Genomic DNA, 23,654 nt, shown 5'->3' on the forward strand with positions numbered 1-23,654 from the left:
ATGGCGACCACGACTGACTCCCCGCAGACGCCCTCGGCCGGTTCGCTCGGCGAGCGGCTCCGGGTGCCTTCCCGGTTCCCGTATCGCACCATCGCGATGGGGACCATCGGCAGCACGCTGCTGATGCTGGCCGCGCTCGGCGCCGGTGGCATCCTCATCCGTGACCCGATCCTGGGTCACGGACCGTTGTCGTGGATCCGCTACGGCCACGGCCGCATCCTCGCCAACACGATGCTCTACACGGGCTTCGCGCTGATCATCTGGGCGTGGGTCCGGCTGGGCCGGTACGCGCTGGCCGGCCGGATCGGCAGCCGCCCGATCGTGATCGCCGCCGCCTGCTGGATGGCGCCGCTGCTGGTCTCGCCGCCGCTGTTCACGCGCGACGTCTTCTCGTACCTCGCGCAGGGCGCGCAGCTGCTCAACGGGCTCGATCCGTACGCCAACGGCCCGGCCGAACTGTCCGTGCTGCCGGACGTCGTGCAGAACGTCCACCCGCTGTGGCAGACCACCCCGGCGCCGTACGGCCCGCTGTTCCTGCTGTTCGCCAAGTGGATCGTCGCGATCACCGGCAACGACATGATCGCCGGCGTCATCGCGACCCGCCTGGTGCTGATGATCGGCCTGGTCGGGATGCTGTGGTCGCTGCCGCGGCTGGTCAAGCACCTCGGCGGCAAGCTGCCGATCACCCTGTGGCTCGCCATCGCCAGCCCGATGACGGTGATCCACCTCGTCGGCGGTCCGCACAACGACCTGCTGATGCTGGGCTTCCTCACCGTCGGCGTGCTGGCCGCGCTGGAGCGCAAGCACGTCATCGCGATCGTCCTGGTCACCATCGGCATGCTGATCAAACCCACCGCGGCGTGGGCGCTGCCGTTCCTCGTCTGGGTGTGGGCGAACCACCTGCCCGGCGACCGGAAGGTGGCCAACTTCTTCCGCGCGGGCGCCGCGTCGGTCGGGATCTTCCTGCCGGTGTTCGTCGCGGGCACCTGGCTCTCGCTCGGCTCGGTCAACCTCGGCTGGCTGGGCGGCCTCAAGGCGCCGACGCTGATCGCGAACTGGATGAACTTCCCGACCGGGATCGGCGAGATCTTCTACTCGCTGGTGAACCTGGTGATCGACGTCGAGGTCTCGCCGTTCGTCACCGTGTTCCGGGCGATCGCGATGGTCGGCCTGTTCGTCTTCGCCGGTCGTCAGTGGTGGCTCGCCCGCGACGGCGGGAACCCGGCGATCCACCGGATGGCGATCGTCCTGCTGGCCGGTGCGATCGTCCCGCCGCCCTCACTGCCGTGGTACCTGACCTGGGGTTTCGTGGTCCTGTCGGCCTTCGAGTGGCGCCGCCGGAACCTCGCGGTCGTCGTCGCGGTGTCGGTGTTCGTGACGCTGGTGTACTACCCGACGGGGGAGCAGGCGCTCTACGACTGGTGGTTCATGGCGGGCGTCGTCGCCGCGAGCGTGTACGCGGCCGCCTCGCTGCTGCGGCCGGATCCGCTGGGGATCATCGCCGCCTGGCGGGGGAAGCCGGTGGAGCAGTTCCTGCCTGCCGAAGCTCCTCGCTCCTGACGCTGCTGTAAGAGGTCCGCCTTCGCGGGCCTCGGATTCGCCATTAAGTGTATAACGTCCTATACAGCCCGGCATTTACGCTGTTGTCGTTACACGACAACAGCGTAAAAAGGCTCAAGAAGCGCGCCACCCGCTCCATGAATGAGCGAGCGTGCTCACCACGGCATGCGGAGCAGGCTGCGCCTCGTACTGCGGGTACTTCTCCCGCAGTAGTCGCGCCGGCAGCGCCCGCTCGTCGGGATCGGTCAGGATCCGGGCGACGCCGTCCACCCGTGCCCACCACAGTCCGGCCCAGTCCTCGTCATAGCGGTCGGTCAGGAAGCTGACCACCGGGTTCTCCGCGATGTTCTTCAATCGTCGCAAGGCCGTCGTGCTCTTGGGTTTGTGATCGATCGCGAACACCACCGAATCACCCTCGAGGACGAACGTCACCGGCACCAGATGGGGGACACCGTCCGAACCCGTCGTCGCCAGCCTCGCGATTCGCTCGCCTTCGAACCGTGACCGGGCTTCCGCAGGCGTCATCCGCATGGCGCAACGGTACCGAGAGAATCGCTCCATCGTCCCGCGCGCGGAGTACGGTATGAAGTTCCGGCGGCTGTTCTGAGTTCGCGTGGCAAGCCAAGGCGACGCGGACGGGGAGTGGTCTGCGTGCGGTGCCTGAGGGCGCCGCACGCGTGTTCCGCATGGGCGCCCTCACCGTGGGCGCGGTCCATGGTGGTCTGCCCGAACTGGTGTGGAGCGATCCGGCCGACGCGATGGGGCCGGAGCTGCAGTTCGCCCTCGGCGACGGCCCCACGGTCCAGGTCGCGCGCCACGGTCGGTGTCTTGACCGGTTACCGCGTCACTCCCGTGGTACTGACCACCGCGCAACGGCGTGACATCCGCAGGCTCGGCCGGATGGTGAAGCTCGGGATTCCGCTTGCCTCCGAGCTGACCTTGACCGAGCACGCTCATGCTTTGCTGACTCAGCGATCGCCGCCCGAGTGGCTGGATCAATGACCGTCAGGCCGACCGCCGCAGGCGGAGCACGTTGTCCGAGCGTGTTCCGTGCTGTCCTTCGGGTCCCGGGAAGTCGCGGGTGATCAGGTCCTGCCGTTCCACGGTCCATTCGCCGTCAGTCAGTTCGAGTGTTTCGAGGACTTCGGCGGGGGTCGGGAAGTGGACGTCCTTGTGCGGTGGCTCTTCCATCCAGGTCGGCCAGCCCGCGTGGCCGGCGACCAGCAGTGTGCCGTTCGGTGCCACGGCCTCGGCGGCGCGGCGGAGTGCTTTGTCCCGCTCGCCGTTTTCCGCGACGGGGGAGTGGAAGAACTGTGCCGAGACGAGGTCGAAGTGGCCTTCCGGGAACGATTTCGCGAGGTCGTGGCGTTCCCAGACGATGCCGTCGGCGCCGGCTTCGGTCGCGTGTCCGGAGGCTCGCTGCAGGGCGACGTCCGAGATGTCGACGGCGGTGACGCGCCAGCCCTGCTGGGTGAGCCAGATGGCGTCGCCGCCTTCGCCGCAGCCGAGGTCGAGTGCCGTGCCCGGGGTCAGTGAGGCGACTTCGCCGACCAGGATCGGGTTCGCCTTGCCGCTCCAGACCTGGTCTTTGTCCCGGTAGAAGTCTTCCCAGAACTGTTGTGTGGAATCCATGCCTGAAAAATGCCTGCGGTCCGGCCAGGATCGCAAGTTCTGTTGCTGTTATGGCAAGATCAGGAGGGTGCCCGCGTCGGCGTCGAGGGTGGTTTGTGCGCCGAGGGGGACGGTCGGTGACGCGGGGATGTGCCCGATGCCGAAGTTCCAGGCCATGGGGACGCCGAGTGGGCCGAGCCGGTCGAGCATCAGGGCCTGGATCATCTCGGGATCGCCGCAGGATTCCCAGGAGCCCAGTACGAATCCGCGGGCGCCGTCGAGCCAGCCGGAACGCAGGAGCTGGGTCAGCATCCGGTCGATCCGGTAGGGGCTTTCGGTGACGTCTTCGAGTAGCACGATGGCCTCGCGTGCCGAGCCCTGTTCCGGGGTGCCGAGGCCCGAGGCCAGCAGGGCGAGGTTGCCGCCGATGAGGGTGCCGGTCGCGGTGCCCGGTGCCAGTGGTGACGATGTCGGTGAGGTGATCAGTCGTACTTCGTCCGGCTCGAACAGCGACTGCCGCAGGTGTTCGGCGGCGACGGCGTCGAAGAGTGTGGTCGCGGGCATGGGGGAGAACAGTGTCTCCAGTCCCAAGTGGACGTTGACGGCGCGGTGCAGCGCGGTCACGTCGCTCGATCCGGCGAGCGTCTTGGGTCCGGCCGCCGCCAGGGCCGTCCAGTCGACCAGATCGAGCATTCTCTGTGTGCCGTAGCCGCCGCGGGCGGTCAGGACGCAGGTCACCCGCGGATTCAGCCAGGCGTCGGTGAATTCGGCGGCTCTGGCTTCGTCGGATGCCGACAGGTAGCCGGTGGGGGTCGCGCGGACGCATGGGCCGACGTGGACCTCGACGCCCCAGCCGCGGAGCACCGGCAGTGCCTTGTCGAGGAGGTCCGGCGGGACCGGTCCCGCCGGAGCGACCAGGGCGATCGTGTCGCCTGGCTGCGTTTTGGGTGGCTTCACCGGCTCAGCCGGAGCTTCGGGACGCCGGGTGTTTCGAAGCCGAGGACCTGGCCGTAGAAGGACAGTTCCGCTTCGAGAGCGGTCACGATCGTTTCCGCCTTCCGGAAGCCGTGCTGTTCGCCTTCGAACCTCAGGTAGGCGTGGTCGATGCCGCGTCCCGCGAGTCCGGCCACGAACCGGTCCGCCTGCTCGGGCGGGCAGATCTCGTCTTCGAGGCCCTGCAGGAACAGCAGCGGGCCGGCGAGGGTGTCGGCGTTGTTGATCGGGGACCGATCCCGGTAGCGCTGTTCGGTCTCGGGCAGCGGTCCGATCAGCCCGTCGAGGTAGCGGGACTCGAAGTCGTGGGTTTCGCCGCCGTCGCCGGTCCACTGGCCGAGGTCGAGGATCGGGTACATCACGGTGCCCGCGCGGTAGGTGGTCGTGGTGGTCAGCGACGCGGCGGAGGTGTAGCCGCCGGCGCTGCCGCCGCGGATCGCGAGCCTGTCGCCGTCGACGGTGCCTTCGGCGGCGAGGGTTTCGGCGACAGCGACGCAGTCCGCGACGTCGACGATGCCCCATTGTTCCCGGAGGCGTTCGCGGTAGGCGCGTCCGTAGCCGGTCGAGCCGCCGTAGTTGACCGTGACGACGGCGATCCCGCGGCTGGTGAAGTAGGCGATCTCGAAATCGAGTACCGCGCTGTCGCGGCCGGTGGGTCCGCCGTGCGGGTACACGAGCAGTGGTGGCCGTTCGCCGTCCGGCGCGGCGAAGTCGGCGTTCGCGGGCAGGTAGACGAAGGCGGGGATCCGGTCGCCTTCGTCGGTCTTGAAGATCCGTTCCACGGGCGTGGACAGGTAGGCGGGTGACGGGGGTTCGGGCACCGGCGCGAGCTCGGTCACCGTCGTGCTTTCGAGGTCGACCTTCACGACGGCGCCTTCGCGTTTCGGGCCCGCCGCGACGCCGACGACGCCGCCTTCGTGGACGGCGAAACCGTTGGTGGACCACGCGGTCAGGTCTGCGGCTGCCGTCACCGGGGTGATTTCCCGCGTCGCTTCGTCGAGGAGGGCGAGCTTGCCCGACGCGAGAACGGCGAACCGGCCTTCGCCGAGCGGGGCGAACCAGCGGGCGCCGAGTTTCCACTGCGCGCCGCCGATCTCGAGTTCGCACGGCGCCAGGTTCGTGATGCCGCCGTCGAGCCCGACGCGGTGCAGGTTCCACCAGCCGTCCGGGTCGAGCAGGGCGAGCAGGCTGTCCGCCGACTCCCATTCGACCTGGCAGACGGCGATGTCCGCCGCGCCGGCGAGCACGCTGTGCGGTCCGAAGGTTCCGTCGTCGTTGATCTCGGCGACGCACAGTTCCGTGCCGTCCCAGGGCATCGCGGGATGGTTCCAGCCGATCCACGCCGCGTGTTCGCCGTCGGGGGAGAGCTGCGGTGCGGTGAGGAAGTGGTGGCTGGCGGTCAGCACTCGTTCCGGGCCGCCGTCGAGGGGGACCGCGATGAGGTCCCTGGCGATGTCGACGCGCCGGGGGCCGGTGCTGCGTTCGCGGACCAGCCACACTTCGCCGGTCGGGCCGGGCCGCAGGTCGCTGTAGCGGATCCCGTGGCGGGTCGCGGGATCCGGTGTCAGGGGGGTCGTCTCGCCGGTGGTCAGGTCGCGGCGGTAGACGCGCTGATCGGTCCAGTGGGTGAAGACGAGGATGTCGCCGAGTACGAGCCAGGGGCGTCCGCCGTATTCGTGGACGCGGTTGCGGACGTTCCACGGGGCGGGAAGGACGTCTTCGACCGTGCCGTCCGTTCGGGACCTGACGAGGGTGACGCGGCCGCCTTCACCGGTTCTCGCTTCGGCCCACCAGACCTCGTCTCCGGCTGTCGCGAGCCATTGCGCGCTGACTCCCGACGCCGCGACGTCGGCGGCCGACAGGGGGGATGTCCAGGTGCCGTAAGGGGCGATCTCAACCACAGCTGAAGACTAGGAGCGGCCCTTTGCCCGCGGCTGCGCGGGGCACTGCTCGGACGGGCGGTTTTGTCGAGCGGTTTCGCCCTCGGCGGAACCGTGGGGCGGCGGATGCCGATCATGGGGGTGTGGCCTAGGGTCAAAGGTGCCATGTCTCGCGTAATCCACGTCTTCCGCCAGCCCGACCGGTTCGTCGCAGGAACCGTCGGTGAGCCCGGCGACCGCACGTTCTACCTCCAGGCGTCCGAGGACGTCCGCACGATCAGTGTGACGATCGAAAAACAGCAGGTCGTGGTCTTGGCCGAAAGGCTCAGCTCGCTGCTGGAAGAGGTCGCCAGCCGGTTCGGCGCGGACGTACCGGACGACGCGCCCGACGAGCTCCTCGACGTCGACCCCCTGACCGTTCCGGTCGAGGAGGAGTTCCGCGTCGGCACGATGGGCCTCGGCTGGGACGCCGACAGCAGCGCCGTCGTCATCGAGCTGCTCGCGATGACGGAAGGCGAGGTGGACGAAACGGTCGTTCTGGACGACACCGAAGAGGGGCCGGACGCCGTCCGAGTCTTCCTGACCCCTGGCGCGGCGCGGGCGTTCGCCGAACGCGCCGACAGGGTGGTCAACGCCGGCCGTAAACCGTGCCCGCTGTGTGCCGAGCCGCTCGACCCGGCGGGCCACATCTGCCCGCGGCAGAACGGGTACCGGCGCGACGTAGACGTCCTCGAGGACTGACGCAGGTGTCGGAGACTTCGAGGGAGCTGGTGACGCGCGGCAAGATCGACGTCGAAGGCAGGCTCGTCGACGCCTCGAACGTCACGCTCTTCTGCACGATCGAACTTGACGGCGTGACCGGCAATGTCGTGTACAAGCCGGTGTCGGGGGAACGGCCGCTGTGGGACTTCCCGGACGGGACGCTGGCCGGGCGCGAGGTCGCGACGGCGATGGTCGCCGACGCGTCCGGGCTCGGCGCGATCCCGCCGACGGTGCTGCGCGACGGGCCGTTCGGTCCTGGCATGGTGCAGCTGTGGATCGAGACCACCGAAGAGGAGCTGGTCGACGTCCGGCCCCCGGAGGGCCTGCCGGACGACTGGCGTGTCGTGCTGCACGCGCACGATCGCGACGGTGAGCCCGCGGTGCTCGCGCACGCGAACCGGCAGGGCATGCGGGAACTGGCGTTGCTCGACATCGTGGTCAACAACACCGACCGCAAGGGCGGCCACGTGCTCGCCGGTGCCGATGGCCGGATCTACGGCGTGGACCACGGGATCTGCCTGCACACCGATCCGAAGCTGCGGACGGTGCTGTGGGGCTGGATCGGCGAGCGGCTGACCGAGGGCGAGGTCGGCAAGCTGCGCGGGCTGCGTGAGCGGCTGGACGGCGAACTCGGCGACGCGCTTGCCGAGCATCTCACCGGCTTCGAGATCCGGGCGCTGGCGGAGCGTACCGAGCTGCTGCTGGCGGAGGGTGTCTTCCCGGAGCCCGGCGACGACTGGCGCGCGATCCCTTGGCCGCTGTTCTGAACGTGCTGGACGATCAGGCCCGCGACCGCCTGATCAGACGCTTCGGCGAGGACGTCGCGACGTGGTGCGACGAGCTGCCCGCGCTCGTGGCGCGGCTGGCCGAGCGCTGGGGTCTCACCGTCGTCGACGCGAAACCGGGCAACACCGGCCGCACCCTGATCTGCGCCGGGGACGACGGCGCCATGAAGGTCCTCAAGCTGACCCCGGATCACGCGATCGCCGAGTCCGAGGCCGCCGCGCTGCGGGCGTGGGACGGGTGCTCGCGGGTCGTGCAGGTCCTCGCCACCGAGATCGCCGACGGCGCGATCCTGCTGGAAGGGATCGATCCGGGTACGCAACTGCTGGAAGCGGGGGCGAACGTCCCGTGGGCCGAGGTCGGTGACCTGCTGGCCCAGATCCACGCCGTGACCCCGCCGCCGGGTTTCTCGACGCTGGAAGACCGGGTCGTGTTCATGTACCGGCTCGCCGAGCGGGGGCTGCGGGGTTCGGTGGCCGAGGCCACGCTGTCGCTGGAGACCCTTGACCGTGCCCGGCGCCGGGCGCTGACCCTCGCGACCGACGGGGGAGGGCACGCGATCGTGCACGGTGACCTGCACCCGGGCAATGTCCTCGACGGCGGGCCCGGCCGGGGAGCGGTCGCGATCGACCCGCGCCCGAGCGTCGGCGACCCGTCCTTCGACCTGGCCGACTGGGTCACCCTGCCGATGACCGGCGGCGGCACGCTCGAAGACGGGTTCGACGCGATCGCGCCGCACCTGCCGGGGTTCGACGCCGAGCGGGTCCGCGCGTGGTGCGTCGCGCTCTCGCCGCTGTTCGTGATGCGGCCGCTCGAACGCGGTGAACGGACCCCGTTCGTCGAGGCGATGCTCCGTATGACGGCCTGACCGGCGTGGCGGGGAGACGCTGACCCCGGGGCACCGCTAGCGTCGTCCGCCGTGCGCTCCCATTCGTACGACGACGTGCTTTCCGGTCCGCGCAAGCGGAAGATCCCCGAGGTGCCCGCCGAGCCGGGTCTCGTGGTCGAAGACCCTGCCAGCGGATACTGCGGCGCCGTGGTGAAGATCGAGTACGGCAACGTCGTCCTCGAAGACCGGCACGGCAAGCATCGCGTGTTCCCGCTGAACCCCGCGGGCTTCCTGCTCGAAGGCAAACCGGTCACGCTCGTGCCGGCCAAGGCGGCCCCGGCGACCCCGGCCCGGCGGATCTCCGCGTCCGGGTCGGTGCAGGTCCAGGGACTCAAGGCCCGGGTCGCGCGCGATTCGCGCATCTGGGTGGAAGGCAAGCACGACGCCGAACTCGTCGAACGGGTCTGGGGACACGACCTGCGGGTCGAAGGTGTGGTGGTGGAGCCACTCGATGGGGTGGACGTGCTCTCCGGCCGCATCGGCGAGTTCGGTACCGGACCCGGCCGCCGTCTCGGGGTGCTGGTCGACCACCTGGTCGCGGGCAGCAAGGAGTCCCGGATCGTCGACGGGATCCGCGACGAGAACGTGCTGATCACCGGGCATCCGTACATCGACATCTGGGAGGCCGTGAAGCCGTCGGTCGTCGGCATCCGCGGCTGGCCGAAGATCCCTCGTGGCACGGAGTGGAAAGAGGGCGTCTGCGACGCGCTCGGCTGGGGTGAGCCGTGGGAGGGCTGGCAGCGGATCCTGTCCGCCGTTTCCAGCTACCGGGATCTGGAAACGCCGCTGATCGGAGCGGTGGAGCGGCTCATCGACTTCGTCTCCGACCCGGGCGAGGAGTCCTGAATGACCGGTTTGCGCGAGGTCACTCAAGGTCACGCGTCGGTCACGTCAGTTTCGCTTCTTCGGTATGAATCGGCGCGATCTGGGAGCATGAACGCATGACAGGCGCTCTCATCTGGCTGATCGCCGGCATCCTCTTGATCATCGCCGAGCTGCTCTCGGGTGATCTGTTCCTGCTCATGGTCGGCGCGGGAGCCCTGTTCGGGGCCGGCTCCGCAGCCTTGACCGGGAACCCGTTCATCGACGTCGCGGTGTTCGCCGTCGCCTCGGTCGGGATGCTCGCCCTCGTCCGGCCGACGCTCAAACGCCGGTTCCTCGCCGGACCGGACATCAAGACCAACACCGACGCGCTGATCGGCGCGCGAGCGGTAGTAGTGTCCACAGTGGACGTCGAAGCGGGCCGGGTGAAGCTGGCAGGCGACGTGTGGTCCGCACGGTGCATGACCGACGGGGAACCGATCGCCCCGGGGACGTCGGTGACGGTCGTCGAGATCTCGGGCGCCACGGCGGTCGTTTCGGCCGAGCTGTGAGCCGCACAGCAACGGGTTTCTACGTAAGGGGAAGGTAGTTGTCAGAGACAGTGGTGTTCATCGTCGTCGGACTGCTCGCGTTGTTCGTGGTCGTTGTCGTGGTCAAGGCGATCATGGTGGTGCCACAGGCCCAGTCGGCCGTGATCGAACGGCTGGGCCGGTTCCGGACGGTGGCCTCTCCCGGCCTGACGTTTCTGGTGCCCTTCCTGGACAAGGTGCGGGCGCGGATCGACCTCCGCGAACAGGTCGTCTCCTTCCCGCCCCAGCCGGTGATCACCGAGGACAACCTGACCGTGTCCATCGACACGGTCGTGTACTTCCAGGTGACCGACTCGCGGGCGGCGGTCTACGAGATCTCGAACTACATCGTCGGTGTCGAGCAGCTGACCACCACGACGCTGCGTAACGTCGTCGGTGGCATGAGCCTCGAGCAGACGCTGACCTCGCGTGACTCGATCAACAGCCAGCTGCGCGGCGTGCTCGACGAGGCCACCGGCCGCTGGGGTATCCGCGTCGCCCGTGTCGAGCTGAAGGCGATCGACCCGCCGCCCTCCATCCAGGACTCGATGGAGAAGCAGATGCGCGCCGACCGTGAGAAGCGCGCGATGATCCTGACCGCCGAAGGTCAGCGTGAATCGGCGATCAAGACCGCGGAAGGCCAGAAGCAGAGCCAGATCCTCGCGGCCGAAGGTGCCAAGCAGGCCGCGATCCTGAGCGCGGAGGCCGAGCGGCAGTCGCGGATCCTGCGGGCGCAGGGTGAACGTGCCGCCCGGTACCTGCAGGCTCAGGGCCAGGCGAAGGCCATCGAGAAGGTCTTCGCGGCGATCAAGGCCGGACGTCCCACTCCCGAGGTCCTGGCGTACCAGTACCTGCAGACCCTGCCGCAGCTGGCGCAGGGCGACGCGAACAAGGTCTGGATGATCCCGAGCGACTACGGCAAGGCCCTGGAGGGCTTCGCCCGTGCGCTCGGCGCCCCCGGCGACGACGGCGTTTTCCGCTACGAGCCGCCGAAGGAAGACCCCGTCGAGAAGCCGGACCTGGAGGACGAAGAGGTCCAGGGCTGGTTCGACACCTCCAGCGACCCGAAGGTCGCCGAGGCCGTCGCGGCCGCGGAAGCCGTGGCACGCAAGGAGGTTCCGGCACTCGGCGTCGCGACGCCGCGGCAGGAGCCGCCCGCTCCGCGCAAGGTTCCCAATGTCGCTCCCGAGCCGGAGGCCGCCCCGGAGCCCCCGCAGCAGCAGGCTCCGCCGCCCCCGGCCCGGTTGCCGCAGGCCCAGCCGCCCGCCGGTCCGCAGGGAGGCCCCTACCAGGGGCCGCCGTCGCAGGGACCGGGCAGCGGCCCGTTCCCGCAGCAGGGCCCGTTCGGCGGGCCGCAGGGTGGTCCGCCGCCGCAGCGCTGATCCGAAATCGTGAGAGGGCCGTCCCGTCCGGGGCGGCCCTCTTCGTTTCGCCCGGGCCCGCGGGACACTGGACCTCGACCGCGGTCGAGGTTGCAGGGTGGCCTCATGGACCGACCGACTTTCGCCGTCCCGCGTTTCCTCGACGAGCCGCGCCTGCCTGCCAGCGTCGCCACCACCACCGGCCGGGGGAATCCGGCTCTGGCGATGATGTGGTTCCTGGCCGAGGAAAACAGGCTGTGGTTCCACACCCCCGCGTCCGGCTACAGGCTGTCTCCGTTCCTGGCCGCCGCACGTGACGAGCGCGAGGTCGCGGTCATGGTCGCGACGTTCGACCCACCCGACGACGTCCGCCAAGTACGGATGACCGGACCCGCGAGGCTGGAGACCAAGGACCTCGCCCGGATCCGCCGCATCTACGAGCGCTACATCGCTGCCTGGTCCCCGGGATGGGCGGACCATGCCGCGTCGCCTGACGCTCGGCTGTGGTCGATGTCCCCTGACCGCGGCATGGCCGTGGCCTACCCCGGCCTGGAGGACCGCCCGGTGTTCCGCTGGTCGACCGCGGCGGACGGACCCTTCAGCTCCTGAGGAACCCGAGCGATCGGTACTCGCCGACCACCTCGGTGAGCTCGGCGATGCGGGCCTGCCCGGCGTCGATGAGCCGTTGCCCCGCCCGGGACCACTGCTCGAGGTCGGGGGACATCGGCGGGATCTCGGCCAGGATCTCCGCGCTGTCGGCGAGACTGAGCCCGACCCGCTGGGCGGCCACCGCGAGCCGGATCCGGCAGATGGCGTCGACGGTGAACCGGCGCGCGTTGCCCGCTGTGCGTTCGGCGGTGATGACGCGGTAGCGCTCGTAGTACCGGACGGCGTTGGCCGACACCCCGGCCCGGCTCGCGACCTCACCGATGGTCAGGTGGGCATCGAGCCGGGGAAGTGCCGGGGTCGGCGTCGTCATGCTGCGCTCCGTACCGTCGTGGGTTCCGCCGCCGAGGCTACCGGGGCGGGCCGGGTCCTCAGCCTCACCACCAGGGCGATCACCATGACCGCCAGGACACCGACGAGGGTCACGCGATACGAGGAGACGAGCTCTCCGGCCAGCCCGGCGCCCGCCGACGGATCGCTCAGCGCCGCGAGCCCCCGCCCTCCGGTGGCCGCCGCGATCAACCCGGTGAACACCGCGCTCACCACCGCCGTGCCGACCGCGCTCGCGATGGTGCTGGCCAGCGGGAGGATCGCGGAACCGGACGCCAGGTCCGGTCCGTGCAGGTCCCGGCCGGCGCTCACGATCGTGGGCATCATGATCGCTCCGGTGCCCGCCCCCTGGAACACACCCAAGATCGCCAGCACCGGGTACGGCGTGTCCGGCGCGAGGACGAGCAGGGTCACCCCGGTCGCGACGATGGCCAGGCTCAGACCGGTCCCGACGACGATCCGCGGCCCGAAGCGTTCCAGGACACGAGCGGCGAACTGGATGGTGATGCCCATCCCGAGCGCGCCCGGCACCGACATCAGCGCGCTGACCATGGGCGAGTCGCCGCGGATGACCTGGACGTAGGCGGGCATCAGCAGCATCGAACCGAAGTACGGCGCGGCGTACAGCACCAGGATCGCGGTGTTGCGCCCGAACGTCCGGTCACGCAGGAGCCGGACATTCAGCAGCGGCGCGCGGTGGTGCCACGACCGGCGGGTGAACACCGCCATGAGCGCCGATCCGGCGGCCACGATCGCCACGCGGGTGCCCCAGCCCAGCGTCTCCTCGCTGAATCCGTAGGCCACCGCGACGACACCGGGGACGAGCAGCAGACCGCCCATGAGGTCGATCGGGGAGCGTTCCGCCGACGGGACATCGGCCGGAATCCAGCGCAGCACACCCACCACGGCGAGCAGCGCGGGCGGGACGGTGATGAAGAACAGCGCCCGCCACGACAGGCTGTCCAGCAGGAAGCCGCCGAGCACCGGGCCCAGAATCGGCCCGACCAGCAGAGGCAGCCCGGTGATCGTGGTCATCCGGCTCCGGCGAGCCGGATCCACCGTGCCGAAACCGATGGTCATCCCCAACGGATTGATCAGGCCGCCGGCGAGACCCTGCACCGCCCGTGCGGCGATCAGCCATCCGAGACCATCGGCGGCTCCGGCGGCCGCGGACGCCGCCGCGAACACGAGCAACGCGACCAGGTACACCCGGCGGGCTCCCCAGCGTTGGGCCATGGTCGCCGCGAGGGGCATCGCCGCGACCATGGCGAGCGCGTAGGCCGTCACGACCCACTGGATTGTGGTGAGCGACGCGGAGAAGGTCGTCATGAATCGCGGCAGCGCGACGGCGACGATCGTGGTGTCCAGAACGGCCATCAACCCGCCGAGCGCGATCACCGCCGCGACGCGCAGTTCATGCGCGGTCAGGCGGTTCATGCCGCACCCGCCTGATCCGCGACCCGTCCGGTGCGCAGGGTGCGGGCCCACCAGCCCAGCTCGGTCATCGTCCCGGCCAGCGCGGCGCGCTCGCCTTCGGTGCCTTCGTACCCGTTCGGTCCGAGCCGGGTCCACGGTACGTTCATCAGCACCGCCTCGCGGATGGTGGTGGCCCGCAGTTCGGGGAAGATCAGCCGCAGCTGCTCGATCGCGCGGATGCCACCCGAACCCGCGCCGTAGCCGACGAACCCGACAGGCTTGTACGCCCACTCCGTGAAGTGCCAGTCGATCGCGTTCTTCAGCGCGGCGGGGAAACTGTGGTTGTACTCCGGGGTGACGACCAGGTAGGCGTCGGCCTCGCGCAGCCTGGCGCTGATCGCCGTCTCGGTGCCGCCGGGCCGCGTTCCCTGCAACGGGAGATCGACGTCGGCGAGGTCGATCGGATCGACATCCAGCCCGTCGATCGCGGCGAGTTCGGTCAGCAGCCAGCCGGTGATGGCGTCGGCGAAGCGCTCGTGCCGGACGCTGCCGATGATCACGGCGAGGCGAAGCGGGGACTGCGCGGTGGTTTCTGTGCTCATGCAGACGACGCTAAAAGTTCGTCCATAGGCGAGCTCAAGCTGTTGCGGCCCTGGTCACGATCCCTGGACCTCCAGCTAGATCGAGGTTGTAGGGAGGCGTTCTGTGGTAAGCCTTCGGGCATGGTTCGACGAAGGGGGTCGTGAGTGGTAAGTCGCGTTAGAACGACACTTGCCACTCACGACCCCTCTGCAAAGGCGGCAAGGGCCGAAGAGTCGGCAGTGGGCCAGGGTCTCGGTCGGCGCCTGCGGCGACCCGCCGTCGCGATGATCAAGCGTCGGTACGGCAGCATTCTCGGGTGGGGTGAGCGTTGCCTCGTCGTCCCAACCTCGTGATGCCCCCGGTTGACATGTAGGAAATATCCTACGTAAGGTCTCGGGATGAACATCGACCGCATCCAGTTCCTCACCGTGCCGGTCTCCGATCAGGCCAAGGCACGGGACTTCTACGTCGGCAAGCTCGGTTTCGACCTGCTCGTCGACGTAAGCGGCCCACACGGCCCGTTCGTCATGGTCGGCCCCAAGGGAGCGGAAACCGGCGTCGTCCTGGCCGACCGCGCCGTCGGCGGGCTCGATCACGACACACGCGTGCACTTCCAGCTCGGCACCGCCGACATCGATGCCGACATCGCGGAGCTTCGCGCTCAGGGCGTCGAGGTCGCCGACGCGGAGGAGATGCCGTGGGGCCGCGTGACGTCCTTGAAAGACCCCGACGGCAACGCGATGGGACTGCTCGAACCCTCCGCCTACGGGAACTGGCCACGCTAGTGCCAGTCAACGACGACGTCTTCGCCGCGCTCGCCAACCCGGCCCGCCGCGAGGTACTGGGCATCCTTCTCGACGGCCCGCGGGCCGCGGGTGAGATCGCCGAGCGTTTCGACATGCGGCGGCCGAGTCTGTCGGAACACCTTCGAGTGCTACGCGAAGCGGGGCTCGTCCGGGAAGAGCGGCAGGGCCGCAATCGCGTCTACTCACTGGAAGCGGCACCGCTGCAGGAAGTCTCCGACTGGCTTTCGCCCTACGAACAATACTGGCGCGGAAAGCTGGCCGACCTGCGTGACCTGCTGGACGAGGAGGAGTTCTGAACGACGAGGATCCGACGGCCGTCCACGTCGATCAGTTCCTGGCACATCCGCCGCGTAAGGTGTGGCGCGCGCTGACCGAGCCGCGGCTGCTGGAGCGCTGGCTCCGTATGCCGAACGACATCAAACCCGTTGTGGGCCACCGGTTCGAACTGCTCGCGGACCCCGTTCCCGCCGCCGGTTTCGCGGGCGGCCCGGTCGCCTGCGAGGTACTGGCCGTGGAGCCGGAGCGGTTGCTCAGTATCAGCTGGGGTCCGGAGTGGACGGTCACCTGGCGGCTCGAGCCGGAGGGCCGGGGCACCCGGCTGTTCCTCAGCCACGAGGGCTTCGATCCCGACGACGAATTCCAGCGGATGTCACGACGGATGATGGGCGGCGGCTGGCGCACCGGCGTCCCGAAGGCGTTGGTGCGCGTGCTGGACGAGATGCCGGACTAGCGGCGGAAGGCACTCGGTCTCGTGAGTGACAGGGACGGTTAGAACCAGCTTTACCCCTCACGAGTCAGCCGCCGTACCGGCTCTCGACAACGGGTCTAGGATCCCCGCTGTGACGGACGAGAAACCGCTCCGAGCCGATGCCCGCCGTAACCGCACACGGGTGTTGGAGGCCGCGGAGCGCGTTTTCACGGCCAAGGGCACCAGTGCGCCGACCGAAGAAGTCGCCCGCGAGGCAGGCGTCGGCGTCGGCACCGTGTTCCGGCATTTTCCGACGAAGGAAGCCCTGCTGGAGGCGGTTCTTTACGCGCGCCTGCACCGCTTCGTCGACGAAGCGGAATCCACGGTGGCCGCCGACTCGCCGGACCCGGGCGCCGCGTTCTTCGGGTTCCTGACCGGCTGGATCGCGATGGCCGACGCCAAGAACGCCTACTTCGAAGCCCTGTCAGCGGCCGGAGTCAGCGTTCCCTCGGCGGGATCGGTCATCGGCGTCCGCCTGAAGGACGCGCTCGGCGTCCTGCTCAGCCGGGCACAGGACACCGGCGACGTCCGCAAGGATCTCGGCGTCGACGAACTGATCCCGGTGATCATCGGAACGGCGAAGGCGGCGGAACATGCCGGGCCCGAACTACGGACCCGGACGATCTGCATCCTCTTCGACGGACTCAGGCCACGTCAGGGGTAAGGGTCCATCGTCGGCCGCTTCGGCGCGAGCGCATCGCCCGAGGACTCGCCACGCAGCCTGCGCTTGATCCACGGGACGGCGTGTTCCTTGCCCCACTGGAGGTTCTCGGTGCGCCGTGCCTGCGTGCTCAGCAGCGGCCGCGGCCCGAGCTCGGCGGGCGTCAGCTTGTGCGGTTCGCCGAGCGCGTCGAGCACGGCGATGGCGATCTCGTTGTGCCCCGCGGAGTTCAGGTGCAGCCGGTCCGGCGCCCACAGGCGCCTGTCGCGCAGCCGGCGCATCGCCCACATGTCCACCAGCAGCGCCCCGTGTCGGGCCGCGATACCGCGGACATGCTCGTTGTAGATCGCGACGCGGCCCCGGATCCGGCGGAACAGAGCGTCTTCGACCCCGTCGACACCGGTGAAGAGCACGACGCGCGCTCCGGTCGCGACGACCTTGCCGATCGCGACGTCGTAGTCGTCGAGGAGGGCGTCGATGTCGACCTTCGGCCTCATCAGGTCGTTGCCGCCCGCGTAGAGCGTCACGACGTCCGGGTTCAGCGCGAGCGCCGGTTCGAGCTGCTCCGCGAGGACCTGCCCGAGCAGCTTGCCGCGGATCGCGAGGTTGGCGTAGCGGAAGTCCTGGCGATTGGCCGCGAGCCCGCCGGCGACCCTGTCGGCCCAGCCGCGGACGCCGTTGGGAGACGACGGGTCCTCGTCGCCGACGCCCTCGGTGAAGGAGTCACCGAGACAAACTAAGCGGTTGGTCATCGAACGGGACACGTGACCGGTCCCTTGAATGGTGATGGCATATCCGGATGCTACCCAGGCGCTCGGACGTCCGGGCTATGGCCCGGGGCGTTCCGTCTACCGGTCCTGGATGGCGGCTTGAAGCAGAGCCTGCGCGGTCCGGCGTAGGAGTTCGGCGGCTTCGGGCCGGGGGAGGCCCGCGATGTCCGTGAGCCAGATCAGCGCCTCGATGCCGGTGGCGGAGCGGATCGCCACCGCGAGCCGATGGATGTCGATGTCGGGCCTGGACGCGTGCAGCGGGGACAGCGCTTCTTCGATCCAGCCGATGGCGCGGCCCTGGCGCAGCACAGGCTGCTCGTCGTCGCGGATCGGTTCCAGCGACAGCCGCAGTGAGGCGCGCAGCTGTGGTTCCCAGTCCAGCGTCAGGCGGGTGAAGGCGACCATCAGGACGTCGAGGCGGGCGGCCGGATCCTGTGGTGCGTCGGCCGGGAGCAGGGAGGTGCGGTCGATCTCCGGATGCGCCGCGGCGACCAGTGCCCGCTGGTTGGCGAAGTAGCGGTAGGCCGTGGTCCGCGAGATGCCGGCCGCGGTGGCCGCCGCTTCGACGGTGGGTGCCACGCCGTCGGCCAGCAGCGTGCGGGCGGCTTCCACCAGTGCCGTCCGGGTTCGGTTCTTCTGGGCACGGCGGCCGGTCGCTTCATAAGGAACAGCCATGCCCATCATGGTACTATGGTGCCCATAAACGGGAGTGCCAGGAGGCGATCATGGGTCCGGATCCAGCTGCCACGAATCCCGACTTCTACAGCGTGGTCTTCGAGAACGACCGAGTCCGTGTGCTGGAGTACCGCGACAGGCCAGGTGACCGCACCACGCCGCATGGCCACCCGGACAGCGTCATGATCACTCTGACCTCGTTCCGTCGCCGGCTCTCGGCCGACGGGCGGCAGGTCGAGGTGGAGCTCCCGGCGGGCCAGGCACGCTGGCTCGACGCGCAGGATCACTCCGGAGAGAACATCGGAGACACCGAAACCCATTCGATCTTCGTCGAGCTGAAGGAAGGCCGGCAGACGGCCTCGGGCGCGCTCGGCCCGCACGCGGGCTGACGGGCTGTTCAAGGAGTTGAGGACAGGTTTCGGGACGACTGCTGAGAAATCGAGCGCCATATCTCCTGGCGCTTGCTACGTTCTCGCGGTTGATCTTCACCTGAAGGAGTGTTCCCGATATGTCGTCCGTTCTCCGCCGGGTCGTCGTGGCCGTCTCCGGTCTCGTCATGCTCCTGGGTCTTGCCCAGGCTCCCGCGCAGGCCTCCACTCAGGCCGTCTCCTGCTCCGGTACCAACATCTTCTCCAAGACCGTCGACGGGCTCGGCGAGCTGGTCATCTACTACAACTCCAGCAACGGCGGCACCAACAGCGCCTGCTTCTACCACCGCGGCGCGGCATACGGGAAGTCCTCGTACACCTACGTCGTCATCAGCCGCTGCAAGGAAACGGGCAGTGAAGGCCAGCCCTGCACTCCCGCCGTCACCTCGTCGCCCGACGACGGCGAGTTCGCCTACAAGGCGGGCCCTGTCGGCGTCACCGGCACCGGGAACTACTGCGTGTCGGCGCGGGGCTATCTGAACTGGGGCGGCAAGTACCACGCGGTCGAAAGCGGTCGCCAGGGCTGCTGAGACCTGCCGTGAGGGCCACCCGGCATCCGGGTGGCCCTTTGTTCGGCTTCAAGGTCACCCCGGACATCGACGTCTCGGCGGTCAAGCGTTCCGGCTGACGCCGACCCGGTCCAGGTAGTCCCGCACGGCAGTCCTGCTCGCGCCGGGTGCGCGCAGCGCGAGGTAGCCATCGGGCCGCACCAGGACGAGGGTGTCCCCGGTGATGCCGTACGCGGTCCGCGCGTGCCCCTCGACGTCCACCAGATCGGCACCGCTGCCCGGCGCGCCGACCAGCACCGGCTTGACGAGTCCATAGTGGACGGTGCCGACGTCCTGCAGCGGACCGGCGCAGGACTCGCCGAAGCCGAGCAGGGTGAAATGCGGGCCGCGGAAGGCGTCGAACAGCCGCCGTGGCGTGCCGGAGCTGTCCACGCAGGGCGCGTCGGGCGCACGATCGCCGGCGCGCGGTCCATTCCCGGCGTCGCCGTCGACGGACAGCGAGCTGGCCGGGTAGCCGAGCCTGAGCTGCTGGCCGTCCGGGGGCGCGCCGTCCGCGATGTCCGTGCTGCCACCGTTGACGAACCGCTCCGCGACCCTGCGCAGCCCCTCGGCACTCACGCCGAGCGTCCACGAGGCGACCGGGAGCCGCTCCTCCTGGTAGCTGTCCAGCAGCGACTGCCGCGCGCCGGAACACACCATGGCGAGCTTCCAGCCGAGGTTGTACGCGTCCTGGATGCCGGTGTTCATGCCGAGACCGCCGGCCGGCGGATGCACGTGCGCCGCGTCGCCTGCCAGCAACACCCGGCCCACCCTGAACCGGTCGGCCATCCGCACGTTCACCCGGTACGTGGACAGCCAGCTCGCCTTCGAGAGCCGGATGCCGTGTCCGCCGGCGAGATCGTCCACGATCCGCCGGAAGTACGACAGCGAGGGTTCGGGGAGGCTGCCCTCCGCGCCGAAGTCGCTGAACGGTACGGCCTGCAGTTGCCAGGACCGCTCGTGGCGGAACGGGCACAGGGCCAGGAACCCGCGACGGCGGACGGTCCACTGGTACCAGGCGTCCGGTTCGAGCCCGTCGAGCTCGACGTCCCCGAGCAGCATGGCCTGCTCCTTGCTCTCGCCCTCGAAGCGCACGCCGAGTGCCTTGCGCACGGTGCTGCGGCCGCCGTCGCACCCGACCAGGTAGCGCGCGGCTACCCGCTCGCCGGTATCCAGCACCGCATGCACACCGTTCGCGGACTGGCTGAACCCGGCGAGGCCTGCGGCCAGTTCCACCCGCACGCCGTCCTCGGCGAGCCGCGCGCGCAGGATCCGCTCGATCCGCCACTGCGGGATCAGCAGCCCGCCGTCGTAGGGCCGATCCGGTGTGGGTGCCCGCTGGGCGTGCGGGTCGGCCTCGGCAACCAGATCGCCGTCGAGGTACCGCCGGTGTGGCAGGTGCCGGAACCCGTAGTGCAGCACCTCGTCGGCGACACCGAGGTCGTCCAGCACCTCCTGGGTGCGTGCGGTGAGCCCCTTGCCGCGCGAACCGGGGAAGTGCTCGCCGGCTCGGTCGACGATGCGCACGTCGACGCCCCGGCGGGCCAGCTCGATGGCCAGCGTGAGCCCGGTGGGTCCGGCGCCCGCGATCAGGATGTCGGTCACCGGTCCCCGTCCTGGCGCACTGCCGGCGCCGATGCGGCATGCATGCTCGCCATCACACCCTCCCTGATTCCGTGCGGTCACTGAGTCGATCGGCGGTGACGCTAACCGGTTTCCGGGCAGGGTGTCCTGGTGCTGGAGGTGGAGATCGGGGTGGATACCTGCCTGGGAAATCTCCACCGCGGTCTCCTGCCGCGAACCGACGACACACCCGGGGCGGTGTTCGTAGCGTCGTCATCAACGGTTCATGCCGTCGCGATAGTGACCATCGAAGGAGCGCCACTCATGTTGACCGGATCCCTGCTGACTGCCGCTGGCCTGTTGTTCGATGTGCCGACCGCGGTGTGGCTGACCGTGGCTGTCCTCGCCGTGGTGGGCGTGATGGCCTTCAAGATGCGGAAGCGCCGACGGCGTTGACCACCGCTGTCGTTCTCCCACCCTGGTCGCCAGGCTGAGGCTGCGCGACCAGGGTGATCCGGCTTGCACGAGTGATCGATCGGTGCGCTGTGGCCCCCGTTTCGCTCATATCCCGGCAGGCCCCCTTGACAGCCTCCGGCGACGTTCATACATTCATACAGGTGTTGTCAATCTGTATGAATGACGCTGGGAGTTGATCCGCATGCGCCTCGAGAAGACCGCCGTCGTCCTCGGTGGCAGCGCCGCCGGTCTCTGCACCGCGGGAGCGCTCGCCCCGTATTTCGACCAGGTCCTGGTGCTCGAACGTGACGAGCTTCCGGCCGAGGCCGAACACCGGCGCGGGGTACCGCAGAGCAAGCATCCGCACTTCCTGCTGAACTCGGGCCGCCGTGCGATCGGCGCGCTGTTCCCCGGGTTCGAGGACGACCTCATCGCCGCCGGGGGACTGCATCTCATGCCGTCCATGGACGCCGCCTATCTCGACGGCGAAGGCTGGTCGGCGCGCAAAAGCAGCGCCATGACGATGATCTACAGCTCGCGGATCCTCATCGAACGCGTGCTGCGCGACAAGGTCCGTGAGCTGCCCAACGTCGTGATCCGCGAAGGTGTCACGGCGAGCGGAGTGACCACACGGGACGGCGAAGTCACCGGGGTCGGCTTCTCCGGCCGTGACGGCGACGAGCACGCCGACGCCGACTTCGTGGTGGACGCGATGGGCCGTGGATCCTCCGTCGGCGCGTGGCTGGCGGCGGCGGGCTGGCCCGAACCCGAGGTGCGGACCCTCGACGCCAAGGTCACCTACACCTCGCGCTGGTACGACCTGCCGTCACCCGACGAGCGACCCGGGTCCTGGTGGTGGCAGCACCTGGTGATCATGCCGACCCCCGACAAGGGCGCGCATCCGGACGAGCACGAGTTCCTGGTGAACTTCTTCCCCATCGAGGGCAACCGGGTCATCGCGTGCATGGGCTCGTGGGGCCTCGAGATGCCGCGGACCACCGAGTCGTTCGTCGAGTCGGCACGCCGGGTGCGGGCGCCGCTGTTCGCGGCCGCGATGGACCGGTCCACCCCGACCTCCGAAGTCCACTTGACCAGGTCGACAGGCAACAAGTGGCGGCGCTACGACCTGCTCCGCACACCGCCCAAGCGCCTGGCGTTCATCGGCGACTCGATCTGCGCGTTCAACCCGTTCTACGCGCAGGGCATCAGTTCCGCCGCGGGCTCGGCGCTGCTGTTGCGCGAACACCTCGCCGACACCGAACGCCTCGACGGGCACTTTTCCGCACAGTTCCTTGCCGCGCAACGAAAGCTGCTCAACGTGCCGTGGAGCCTCGCGATGGCGAGGGACCAGGGCTACGCCTGCGCCGTGGGCACCGAAAAGGCGGGGGAGTGGAAGCGCCGCCTTCTGTCGGCGATGTCCGGGCCGGCGTTCAGGCTCATCGTCGGCGCCGCCCGCGAGGACGACGTGGTCGACGAGCACTTCGCGAAGGTGTTCAACCTCGACGAGTCACTGCGCGACATGATGACGAACCCGCGGGTGCTCGCGGGGCTGCTGCGCTACCGGATCCGGGCCGCGCTGGGGCGGCACCGGGTCCCGTTCGACTTCGACGCCCGGGCCGAACCACCGGTCACGGACTACTCGCCGGGAGGCACTGCCGCGAAACCGGCGGTCTCCAGGTGAGCGCCGTATGCGGGCCGGAGGCGGAAGCCGTCACCCGTGGCCTCGGCTTCGACTGCCACGACGTCTCCCCATGGCTCTCGATCCGTCCACCATGGACAGCGGCGCACTGGACGATGCCGCTGCTGGAACTGCTCGTCCTCGGCGGCGCAGTCTTCGCGCTGGTCCACGCCGCCCTGCGGCACCGTCAGGGCGATTCGACCAACCTGGCACTGTGGTGCGCTTCGCTGGTCTACCTCTTCGTCATCGAACCGCCGCTCTACTTCCCGGAGTGGTTCGGCATCGAAGGGCAGTACGGTTTCATCTTCGCCCACAACCGGTTCACCGTTGGGTTCATGTGGGACCGGCTGCCGCTCTACATCGTGGCGTTCTACCCGATGATCAGCCAGCTCGCCTACGAACTCGTCCGGTCACTCGGGATCTTCCGCGCCCGCGGCGCGCTGATCGGCTCGGTGGCGGTCGCCTTCGCCTGCCAAGTGTTCTACGAGGTCTTCGATCACCTCGGCCCGCAGCTGAAATGGTGGGCGTGGAACGGGAACAACCGGATCGTCAATCACCCAGCGCTGGATTCGGTGCCCATGAACAGCATGCTGCTCTTCGCCTCCGTCTCGATGGGCGCCATGACCTATCTGGTGGTGCGCCTGGCCGGCGGCTCCCGACGCGGTTGGTCGCTCGCGGGGCGCGTCGTGCTGGCCGGTGTCCTCACCCCGCCGACCATGGCGATCGCCGGACTCCCGTCGGGCGTCTTCGGCGGAAGCGAACCGAACACGGCCGCGCAGGCCTGGGTTCTCGGCGTCGAGCTGGCCCTGCTGTGGCTGGCGGGCACCTGGATCTTCGTCCGACATCGAGGTCCCAGCGAGCCCCTGGCGCCCTTCGCCCGGTTCTACCCCGCCGTCTACCTGGGTGGGATGGCCGTGTTCTGGCTGGGCGCCCTCCCTGCCTACCTCGCCGCGGAAGACGGCATCACCGAAGACGGCACCCCGATCGGGAACGGGCTCTACGCGCTGGCCTGCTTCGTGGGCGCCGGTCTGATGCTGGCCGCGCTGTACCGCGTGCGCCGCGCGGCACCTGCCACCGTCTGAGATTCTCCGTTCGGG

General features: G+C 69.3%; 28 protein-coding genes. 18 read left to right on the forward strand and 10 right to left on the reverse strand.

Features of this window, described 5'->3' with window-relative positions; all coding sequences use genetic code 11:
* Positions 1-1,560: a polyprenol phosphomannose-dependent alpha 1,6 mannosyltransferase MptB gene (gene mptB, locus ACZ6YV_RS34925; protein WP_465513670.1), complete on the forward strand. Its 1,560-nt coding sequence runs from the start codon at positions 1-3 to the stop codon at positions 1,558-1,560.
* 114 nt (positions 1,561-1,674) lie between these two features.
* Here mptB and ACZ6YV_RS34930 read toward each other — a convergent pair whose 3' ends face one another.
* Positions 1,675-2,091, reverse strand: a complete 417-nt coding sequence (locus ACZ6YV_RS34930) for a TIGR03668 family PPOX class F420-dependent oxidoreductase (protein ID WP_465513671.1) — start codon at positions 2,089-2,091, stop codon at positions 1,675-1,677.
* 297 nt (positions 2,092-2,388) lie between these two features.
* Here ACZ6YV_RS34930 and ACZ6YV_RS34935 point away from each other — a divergent pair, with 297 nt between their 5' ends.
* On the forward strand, positions 2,389-2,562 hold the full coding sequence (locus ACZ6YV_RS34935; protein ID WP_465513672.1) for a hypothetical protein: 174 nt from the start codon (positions 2,389-2,391) through the stop codon (positions 2,560-2,562).
* Positions 2,563-2,565: 3 nt separating this feature from the next.
* Here the strand turns inward: ACZ6YV_RS34935 and ACZ6YV_RS34940 are convergent, their stop codons facing one another.
* Genes ACZ6YV_RS34940 through ACZ6YV_RS34950 form a run of 3 tightly spaced genes read right to left on the reverse strand, consistent with a single transcriptional unit; the run spans position 2,566 to position 6,065 of the window.
* On the reverse strand, positions 2,566-3,192 hold the full coding sequence (locus ACZ6YV_RS34940) for a class I SAM-dependent methyltransferase (protein ID WP_465513673.1): 627 nt from the start codon (positions 3,190-3,192) through the stop codon (positions 2,566-2,568).
* A gap of 48 nt (positions 3,193-3,240) precedes the next feature.
* Complete coding sequence (locus tag ACZ6YV_RS34945; protein WP_465513674.1) at positions 3,241-4,128, reverse strand: S66 peptidase family protein; 888 nt, start codon at positions 4,126-4,128, stop codon at positions 3,241-3,243.
* A complete protein-coding gene (locus ACZ6YV_RS34950) occupies positions 4,125-6,065 on the reverse strand; it encodes a S9 family peptidase (protein ID WP_465513675.1) in 1,941 nt (646 codons plus the stop codon). Before ACZ6YV_RS34950 ends, ACZ6YV_RS34945 begins: the two co-directional genes overlap by 4 nt.
* A gap of 144 nt (positions 6,066-6,209) precedes the next feature.
* Here ACZ6YV_RS34950 and ACZ6YV_RS34955 point away from each other — a divergent pair, with 144 nt between their 5' ends.
* The 7 genes from ACZ6YV_RS34955 (at position 6,210) to ACZ6YV_RS34985 (ending at position 11,839) form a co-directional block, all read left to right on the forward strand.
* On the forward strand, positions 6,210-6,785 hold the full coding sequence (locus ACZ6YV_RS34955; RefSeq protein ID WP_016334235.1) for a DUF3090 domain-containing protein: 576 nt from the start codon (positions 6,210-6,212) through the stop codon (positions 6,783-6,785).
* Between the two features lie 5 nt (positions 6,786-6,790).
* Positions 6,791-7,573: an SCO1664 family protein gene (locus ACZ6YV_RS34960; protein ID WP_465513676.1), complete on the forward strand. Its 783-nt coding sequence runs from the start codon at positions 6,791-6,793 to the stop codon at positions 7,571-7,573.
* Positions 7,558-8,457, forward strand: a complete 900-nt coding sequence (locus ACZ6YV_RS34965; RefSeq protein WP_465513677.1) for an aminoglycoside phosphotransferase family protein — start codon at positions 7,558-7,560, stop codon at positions 8,455-8,457. Before ACZ6YV_RS34960 ends, ACZ6YV_RS34965 begins: the two co-directional genes overlap by 16 nt.
* Before the next feature lie 51 nt (positions 8,458-8,508).
* Positions 8,509-9,324, forward strand: a complete 816-nt coding sequence (locus ACZ6YV_RS34970; RefSeq protein WP_465513678.1) for a DUF3097 domain-containing protein — start codon at positions 8,509-8,511, stop codon at positions 9,322-9,324.
* Between the two features lie 95 nt (positions 9,325-9,419).
* On the forward strand, positions 9,420-9,851 hold the full coding sequence (locus tag ACZ6YV_RS34975; protein ID WP_465513679.1) for an NfeD family protein: 432 nt from the start codon (positions 9,420-9,422) through the stop codon (positions 9,849-9,851).
* A 50-nt stretch (positions 9,852-9,901) separates the two neighbouring features.
* On the forward strand, positions 9,902-11,251 hold the full coding sequence (locus tag ACZ6YV_RS34980) for an SPFH domain-containing protein (RefSeq protein WP_465513794.1): 1,350 nt from the start codon (positions 9,902-9,904) through the stop codon (positions 11,249-11,251).
* A gap of 105 nt (positions 11,252-11,356) precedes the next feature.
* Positions 11,357-11,839 carry a pyridoxamine 5'-phosphate oxidase family protein gene (locus ACZ6YV_RS34985; RefSeq protein WP_465513680.1) on the forward strand — a complete coding sequence of 161 codons (483 nt, stop codon included), beginning with the start codon at positions 11,357-11,359 and terminating at the stop codon, positions 11,837-11,839.
* Here ACZ6YV_RS34985 and ACZ6YV_RS34990 read toward each other — a convergent pair.
* The 3 genes from ACZ6YV_RS34990 to ACZ6YV_RS35000 are packed head-to-tail and all read right to left on the reverse strand — an operon-like array spanning position 11,829 to position 14,244.
* Positions 11,829-12,209, reverse strand: coding sequence for a MerR family transcriptional regulator (locus ACZ6YV_RS34990; RefSeq protein ID WP_378240304.1), 381 nt, complete (start codon positions 12,207-12,209; stop codon positions 11,829-11,831). The genes ACZ6YV_RS34985 and ACZ6YV_RS34990 overlap by 11 nt on opposite strands.
* Positions 12,206-13,663, reverse strand: a complete 1,458-nt coding sequence (locus tag ACZ6YV_RS34995; RefSeq protein WP_465513681.1) for a DHA2 family efflux MFS transporter permease subunit — start codon at positions 13,661-13,663, stop codon at positions 12,206-12,208. The genes ACZ6YV_RS34990 and ACZ6YV_RS34995 overlap by 4 nt, the downstream gene beginning before the upstream one ends.
* The gene (locus ACZ6YV_RS35000; RefSeq protein ID WP_465513682.1) at positions 13,660-14,244 is read right to left on the reverse strand and encodes an NADPH-dependent FMN reductase; all 585 of its coding nucleotides are present in this window, start codon (positions 14,242-14,244) and stop codon (positions 13,660-13,662) included. Before ACZ6YV_RS35000 ends, ACZ6YV_RS34995 begins: the two co-directional genes overlap by 4 nt.
* Positions 14,245-14,622: 378 nt before the next feature.
* On the opposite strand from ACZ6YV_RS35000, the gene ACZ6YV_RS35005 reads away from it, so the two are divergent.
* From ACZ6YV_RS35005 to ACZ6YV_RS35020, 4 genes are all read left to right on the forward strand, one after another.
* On the forward strand, positions 14,623-15,009 hold the full coding sequence (locus tag ACZ6YV_RS35005) for a VOC family protein (RefSeq protein ID WP_465513683.1): 387 nt from the start codon (positions 14,623-14,625) through the stop codon (positions 15,007-15,009).
* Positions 15,009-15,326: a metalloregulator ArsR/SmtB family transcription factor gene (locus ACZ6YV_RS35010; RefSeq protein WP_465513684.1), complete on the forward strand. Its 318-nt coding sequence runs from the start codon at positions 15,009-15,011 to the stop codon at positions 15,324-15,326. Before ACZ6YV_RS35005 ends, ACZ6YV_RS35010 begins: the two co-directional genes overlap by 1 nt.
* Entirely contained in the window at positions 15,323-15,760 is a 438-nt protein-coding gene (locus ACZ6YV_RS35015) for an SRPBCC family protein (RefSeq protein WP_465513795.1), read from the forward strand. The genes ACZ6YV_RS35010 and ACZ6YV_RS35015 overlap by 4 nt, the downstream gene beginning before the upstream one ends.
* Positions 15,761-15,869: 109 nt before the next feature.
* The gene (locus ACZ6YV_RS35020; RefSeq protein ID WP_465513685.1) at positions 15,870-16,442 is read left to right on the forward strand and encodes a TetR/AcrR family transcriptional regulator; all 573 of its coding nucleotides are present in this window, start codon (positions 15,870-15,872) and stop codon (positions 16,440-16,442) included.
* Here the strand turns inward: ACZ6YV_RS35020 and ACZ6YV_RS35025 are convergent.
* Together ACZ6YV_RS35025 and ACZ6YV_RS35030 are read right to left on the reverse strand one after the other, a co-directional pair.
* Positions 16,433-17,191, reverse strand: a complete 759-nt coding sequence (locus tag ACZ6YV_RS35025; protein ID WP_465513796.1) for an SGNH/GDSL hydrolase family protein — start codon at positions 17,189-17,191, stop codon at positions 16,433-16,435. The two genes, ACZ6YV_RS35020 and ACZ6YV_RS35025, sit on opposite strands and share 10 nt — an antisense overlap.
* A gap of 96 nt (positions 17,192-17,287) precedes the next feature.
* Positions 17,288-17,884: a TetR/AcrR family transcriptional regulator gene (locus ACZ6YV_RS35030; protein WP_465513686.1), complete on the reverse strand. Its 597-nt coding sequence runs from the start codon at positions 17,882-17,884 to the stop codon at positions 17,288-17,290.
* A gap of 50 nt (positions 17,885-17,934) precedes the next feature.
* On the opposite strand from ACZ6YV_RS35030, the gene ACZ6YV_RS35035 reads away from it, so the two are divergent.
* A complete protein-coding gene (locus ACZ6YV_RS35035; RefSeq protein WP_465513687.1) occupies positions 17,935-18,273 on the forward strand; it encodes a cupin domain-containing protein in 339 nt (112 codons plus the stop codon).
* Positions 18,274-18,392: 119 nt separating this feature from the next.
* Positions 18,393-18,842, forward strand: coding sequence for a hypothetical protein (locus ACZ6YV_RS35040; protein ID WP_465513688.1), 450 nt, complete (start codon positions 18,393-18,395; stop codon positions 18,840-18,842).
* A gap of 81 nt (positions 18,843-18,923) precedes the next feature.
* Here the strand turns inward: ACZ6YV_RS35040 and ACZ6YV_RS35045 are convergent, their stop codons facing one another.
* Complete coding sequence (locus ACZ6YV_RS35045) at positions 18,924-20,465, reverse strand: FAD-dependent oxidoreductase (RefSeq protein ID WP_465513689.1); 1,542 nt, start codon at positions 20,463-20,465, stop codon at positions 18,924-18,926.
* A 129-nt stretch (positions 20,466-20,594) separates the two neighbouring features.
* Here ACZ6YV_RS35045 and ACZ6YV_RS35050 point away from each other — a divergent pair, with 129 nt between their 5' ends.
* From ACZ6YV_RS35050 to ACZ6YV_RS35060, 3 genes are all read left to right on the forward strand, one after another.
* Positions 20,595-20,879 (forward strand): hypothetical protein, encoded by a 285-nt coding sequence (locus ACZ6YV_RS35050; RefSeq protein WP_465513690.1) that lies wholly within the window; start codon positions 20,595-20,597, stop codon positions 20,877-20,879.
* Positions 20,880-21,081: 202 nt separating this feature from the next.
* Positions 21,082-22,560: an FAD-dependent oxidoreductase gene (locus ACZ6YV_RS35055; RefSeq protein ID WP_465513691.1), complete on the forward strand. Its 1,479-nt coding sequence runs from the start codon at positions 21,082-21,084 to the stop codon at positions 22,558-22,560.
* Positions 22,557-23,639, forward strand: a complete 1,083-nt coding sequence (locus ACZ6YV_RS35060) for a hypothetical protein (protein WP_465513692.1) — start codon at positions 22,557-22,559, stop codon at positions 23,637-23,639. Before ACZ6YV_RS35055 ends, ACZ6YV_RS35060 begins: the two co-directional genes overlap by 4 nt.
* The last annotated feature ends 15 nt before the right edge of the window (positions 23,640-23,654 follow it).

It is taken from the genome of Amycolatopsis sp. NPDC102522, assembly GCF_055584485.1.

Excerpts from the sequence above, each read along its gene's own strand:
- ACZ6YV_RS34995 (WP_465513681.1), bottom strand. The coding sequence starts at position 13,663 with ATGAACCGCCTGACCGCGCATGAACTGCGCGTCGCGGCGGTGATCGCG.
- ACZ6YV_RS34955 (WP_016334235.1), top strand. The coding sequence starts at position 6,210 with ATGTCTCGCGTAATCCACGTCTTCCGCCAGCCCGACCGGTTCGTCGCA.
- ACZ6YV_RS35035 (WP_465513687.1), top strand. The coding sequence starts at position 17,935 with ATGGGTCCGGATCCAGCTGCCACGAATCCCGACTTCTACAGCGTGGTC.
- ACZ6YV_RS35025 (WP_465513796.1), bottom strand. The coding sequence starts at position 17,191 with ATGACCAACCGCTTAGTTTGTCTCGGTGACTCCTTCACCGAGGGCGTC.
- mptB (WP_465513670.1), top strand. The coding sequence starts at position 1 with ATGGCGACCACGACTGACTCCCCGCAGACGCCCTCGGCCGGTTCGCTC.
- ACZ6YV_RS34985 (WP_465513680.1), top strand. The coding sequence starts at position 11,357 with ATGGACCGACCGACTTTCGCCGTCCCGCGTTTCCTCGACGAGCCGCGC.
- ACZ6YV_RS34975 (WP_465513679.1), top strand. The coding sequence starts at position 9,420 with ATGACAGGCGCTCTCATCTGGCTGATCGCCGGCATCCTCTTGATCATC.
- ACZ6YV_RS35000 (WP_465513682.1), bottom strand. The coding sequence starts at position 14,244 with ATGAGCACAGAAACCACCGCGCAGTCCCCGCTTCGCCTCGCCGTGATC.
- ACZ6YV_RS35005 (WP_465513683.1), top strand. The coding sequence starts at position 14,623 with ATGAACATCGACCGCATCCAGTTCCTCACCGTGCCGGTCTCCGATCAG.
- ACZ6YV_RS35055 (WP_465513691.1), top strand. The coding sequence starts at position 21,082 with ATGCGCCTCGAGAAGACCGCCGTCGTCCTCGGTGGCAGCGCCGCCGGT.
- ACZ6YV_RS34940 (WP_465513673.1), bottom strand. The coding sequence starts at position 3,192 with ATGGATTCCACACAACAGTTCTGGGAAGACTTCTACCGGGACAAAGAC.
- ACZ6YV_RS34990 (WP_378240304.1), bottom strand. The coding sequence starts at position 12,209 with ATGACGACGCCGACCCCGGCACTTCCCCGGCTCGATGCCCACCTGACC.
- ACZ6YV_RS34930 (WP_465513671.1), bottom strand. The coding sequence starts at position 2,091 with ATGCGGATGACGCCTGCGGAAGCCCGGTCACGGTTCGAAGGCGAGCGA.
- ACZ6YV_RS35040 (WP_465513688.1), top strand. The coding sequence starts at position 18,393 with ATGTCGTCCGTTCTCCGCCGGGTCGTCGTGGCCGTCTCCGGTCTCGTC.
- ACZ6YV_RS35030 (WP_465513686.1), bottom strand. The coding sequence starts at position 17,884 with ATGGCTGTTCCTTATGAAGCGACCGGCCGCCGTGCCCAGAAGAACCGA.